We start from the raw sequence: 4,484 nt of genomic DNA, 5'->3' as shown, positions 1-4,484 counted from the left end.
GCCGGGTGTGGCGCCAACCCTTTAACAGGCAAGGCTAAACATCCGAATCCCCGACTGAACCGGTTGGTAATAGCCATTGCCGTGTGAGTTTGCTCACCAGCGAGCGGGCAATCCGGACATAACTGACAGTCAATTGGTGCCCCCGAAACGGACATTGCGCCACTGAATGCGCCATTCCGCTCCTGATCATCTCGACTGGGACACCTTGCCAGGCGCGAGCTTTGATTGGCGTAAGTCCGATTCCTCCACATTGGACTTCCACGTCGTGTAGCCCGCCCGTCACAAGCCGTGAGCGGCTCGCCGGGGCGACACGCGCACCTTGTTGGAGATCCCCCACTGTGCTGGAATTCGCGAGACCGCCGCGGGTATCAGCCGGCGCGCAGGTGGCGCAAGAGAGCGCCGAGCGCGGTGGCATTGAGAGGGAGACGCGCCGGTCACCGACGACCACCATGGGGCCGTCAGTGCCCCACGACTCGACACCGTTCCGCCGCTCATCCGGCGGGGCGCCTGGTCCAGAGGTTGCGACGCTAGTGCAGGGACGATTCAAGAGGGATGGCAAGGGGTCTCCCCAGGCCCTTCAGGGCCGAGGGGAAGCTGCGGCGGAGCAGGAGCCGCTCGGCGGGACCGACCGTGGCGCCTCGCCCCAGCACGCCCCGGGCCGCGGCCCGGCATTCGAAGGGGCGGGGCCCGACCCCTCCCCCTCGGGCAAGGCCAAGGGCCGCGGGAAGTCCGGCAAGGCCCCGAAGGCCGGCCGCTCCAAGGGCAAGGCCAAGGCCGAGGCCGTGGAGCAGGACGAGGCGATACCCAAGGCCCCCAGCTCCGGTTCCCGCCTCGCGATGCAGAACTGGCGCATCAGCACGCGACTGGTGTCGCTGCTGACCCTGCCCGTCGTCGCGGCCACCACCCTCGGTGGCTTCCGCATCAACGACTCGCTCAACGACATCGCCCAGCTGGAGCACATGCAGCTGCTGACGACGATGACCCGGCAGGCCACCAACCTGGCCGCCATGCTCCAGGAGGAGCGGGACAAGTCGGCCGGTCCGATGTCGATCACCAAGGACGGCAAGGCCAACAGCCTCGTCCAGGGTGTGCGCGACCAGACCGACGCCGCCGCCAAGGCCTTCGCCTCCGCGACCGACAAGGTCGACAGCGCGGAGGACAAGGACGAGACCCTCAAGTCGATCCGCAACAACATCCTGCAGATCGGCCGCCAGCTCACGGGCATCGAGGACATCCGCAAAAAGGCGTACATGAACGGCGCCCAGCAGACGGTCACCGAGTACAACGCCCTGATCGTCTCGCTGCTCTCGCTGTCGCAGGACATGGCCCAGGCCACCTCCAACCCGGAGATGATCAAGCGCACCCGCGCCCTGGCCGCCTTCTCCTCCGCCAAGGAGTACGCCTCCATCCAGCGCGCCGTCATCGCCGCCTCGCTCCTCGAGAGCAGCGACAAGCCGGGCAAGCTGGACGAGAACGACCGCCTCTACGGCCTCTCCGCGCTCCGCGGCGAGAGCCAGGCGAAGAAGACCTTCGAGCTCGTCTACCAGGGCAAGCCCGAGGAGCTCCTCGCGGCGCTCGGCGACGGCAACACCGAGATCGGCAGCGCCGACCACTACGCCCGCCGCGTGCTCAGCACCCAGGGACAGTTCGCCAAGGAGAAGAACCGGTCCTGGATGGACTGGTACGACGCCGACGACACCAAGCTCCAGGCCATGAAGGTCATCGAGCTGACCCTGCTCGAGGACATGGAGCAGAAGGCCCGCGAGCTCAAGAACGAGTCGCAGCAGGACGCCATCATCAACGGTGCCCTGATCCTCCTCGTCCTCGGTGTCTCCCTCGTCGGCGCCTTCGTCATGGCCCGGTCCATGATCCGCTCGCTGCGCCGTCTGCAGGACACCGCGACGCGCGTCGCCCAGGACCGTCTGCCCGAGCTCGTCAAGCAGCTCTCGGAGTCGGACCCGCAGGACGTCGACACCTCCGTGGAGTCCGTCGGCCTGCACACCCGCGACGAGATCGGCCAGGTGGCCGCGGCCTTCGACGACGTGCACCGCGAGGCCGTCCGCCTCGCCGCCGAGCAGGCCCTCCTCCGGGGCAACGTCAACGCGATGTTCACCAACCTCTCGCGCCGCTCCCAGGGCCTCATCCAGCGTCAGCTGTCGCTCATCTCCGAACTGGAGTCGCGCGAGGCCGACCCGGACCAGCTCTCCTCCCTCTTCAAGCTCGACCACCTCGCCACCCGAATGCGGCGTAACGGTGAGAACCTCCTCGTCCTCGCGGGTGAGGAGCCGGGCCGCCGGTGGACCCGCCCCGTCCCGCTCGTCGACGTGCTCCGCGCCGCCGCGTCCGAGGTGGAGCAGTACGAGCGCATCGAGCTGGCGGCGGTGCCCGGCACCGATGTCGCCGGCCGTGTCGTCAACGACCTCGTGCACCTCCTCGCCGAGCTGCTGGAGAACGCCACCTCGTTCTCCTCCCCGCAGACCAAGGTCAAGGTCACCGGTCACGCGCTGCCCGACGGCCGCGTGCTGGTCGAGATCCACGACACCGGTATCGGCCTTTCCCCCGAGGACCTCGCCGCGATCAACGAGCGGCTCGCCTCGCCGCCCACCGTCGACGTCTCGGTGTCCCGTCGAATGGGTCTGTTCGTGGTCGGCCGCCTGTCCCTGCGACACGGCATCCGCATCCAGCTGCGCCCCTCCGACTCGGGCGGTACGACGGCCCTCGTCATGCTTCCGGTGGACGTCGCCCAGGGCGGCAAGAAGCCGGGTCCGATGCCGGGCCAGGGCGGCCAGGCCGGTGCTCCGGGCGGCCAGGGTGCCCCCGGTGCCCAGGGCGCGGTGCCCGGCGCCGGTGCGCGTCCCCCCGTGGGCGCGGGCCAGCAGCGCGGTCAGGTCGGCGGCGGGCAGCGTCCCGCGCTGCCCGGCCAGGGCGGTCCCGGCGGTCCGCAGCAGCGGCCGCAGGGCCAGGGCCCCCGTCCGCAGGGCGGTCCCGCCGCCCCGACGGGCCAGGCGCAGGGCCAGGGCGGCTTCGGCGGCGGTGCTCCGCTGCCCGGCCGCGGCCAGGGCGGCCCCGCCGGCGCTCCGGCCGACAACAACCTCTTCAGCGGTCCCCAGGCGCGTCCCGCGGGCGTGCCCCAGGCCTCCGCCCCCGGTGTCTTCCCGCCGCAGGGCAGCGGCTTCGAGCGTCCTCAGCAGCAGGGCGGCCCGGGCGCCGTCCCGCAGCAGCAGGGCGCCCCCGTCAAGCGCCGGCGTCCGCAGCTCCCGCCGCAGGGCGGCGCCGCCGGGCGTCCGGAGCTCCCGGGCGCGGGCGGTCCGTCCGCCGGGATGCCGCAGCAGGGCACCAGCTGGGGAGCCGGGCAGGCCGGGCAGGAGGCCCCGCGCGGCCACGACGAGCTGTCGGGCCCCGGTTCGACGGCGGAGTTCACCCGCCCCGACTTCAGCGCGCCCTACCCGCCGGCCGACTCCACGACCGGCCAGTTCGAGCGCCCCGACGTACGCGGCCCGCAGGACCCGTCGACGACCGGGCAGTTCGCCCGCCCCGACGTGCACGGTCCCCAGGACCCCTCCGCCACCGGGCAGTTCGAGCGCCCCCAGCTGGGCGGTCCGCAGGACCCGTCCACCACGGGCCAGTTCGCCCGCCCGGCCGGCCCCGGTGGCCCGGGCGTCGGCGGGTACGCCGGCCGGCAGGACCAGGACCGGCAGCCCGGCGGCTACGCCCCCGCGCCCATGCCGGCGCCGCGTGCCGACGCCCCTCAGCTCCCGCAGGCGTACCAGCCCGAGGCGCTGCCCCCGGCCCAGGCCCAGCCCGGTGGTGAACTGCGCAGTCCGATCTTCGATACGCTGGAGTCGAACTGGTCCGGCCAGAACGGCGGTCCGTCCGCCGGACAGGCGCCGGCCGTTCCGCAGCAGCCCCAGCAGGCGCCCGCCCCCCAGCAGCAGCAGCCGCTGCCGCAGCGGGGACAGGAGCTCGCGGCCGAGCCCGCCACGGCGGTCACCGGCAGCACGCCTCAGGTCAGCTGGCGGTCCTCCCCCAACGACGAGCTGATGCGCCAGGCCGAGCGCGTGCGCCAGCCCGCCGCCGGCGGGATCACCACCTCGGGGCTCCCCCGGCGGGTGCCGCGGGCCAACCTCGTCGCCGGTACCGCACAGCAGCAGGCCGAAGCCCCGGCCGGACCGCAGGTCTCGCGTGCTCCGGACGACGTGCGCGGCCGTCTCACCAACCTCCGACGCGGTATCCAGCAGGGACGGCAGGCCGGCGGCTCCGGCCCCGCGACCGGCAGTTACCACATCGACCCCACTTACCAGCAGGAGCGATAGTTGAGCTCGATGAGCCAGGCGGCACAGAACCTGAACTGGTTGATCACCAACTTCGTGGACAACACCCCCGGGGTGTCCCACACCGTGGTGGTCTCCGCCGACGGACTCCTTCTGGCCATGTCCGAAGGTTTCCCCCGTGACCGCGCCGACCAGCTGGCGGCCGTGGCCTCC

Annotated in this window: 2 protein-coding genes; both read left to right on the top strand. The window is 72.1% G+C overall.

Annotated features, from left to right (window positions below):
• The first annotated feature begins 530 nt into the window (after positions 1 to 530).
• Positions 531 to 4,313: a sensor histidine kinase gene (locus VR44_RS36355; protein WP_045951934.1), complete on the top strand. Its 3,783-nt coding sequence runs from the start codon at positions 531 to 533 to the stop codon at positions 4,311 to 4,313.
• The coding region (locus tag VR44_RS36350) for a roadblock/LC7 domain-containing protein (protein WP_169791080.1) at positions 4,314 to 4,484 on the top strand (171 nt) is incomplete at its 3' end.

The organism is Streptomyces katrae (assembly GCF_000966975.1).
In the GTDB taxonomy this organism is placed as follows: Bacteria; Actinomycetota; Actinomycetes; order Streptomycetales; family Streptomycetaceae; genus Streptomyces; species Streptomyces katrae.
Note: the sequence above shows the minus strand (reverse complement) of the source record. Positions and strands in the feature narration are given on the sequence as shown.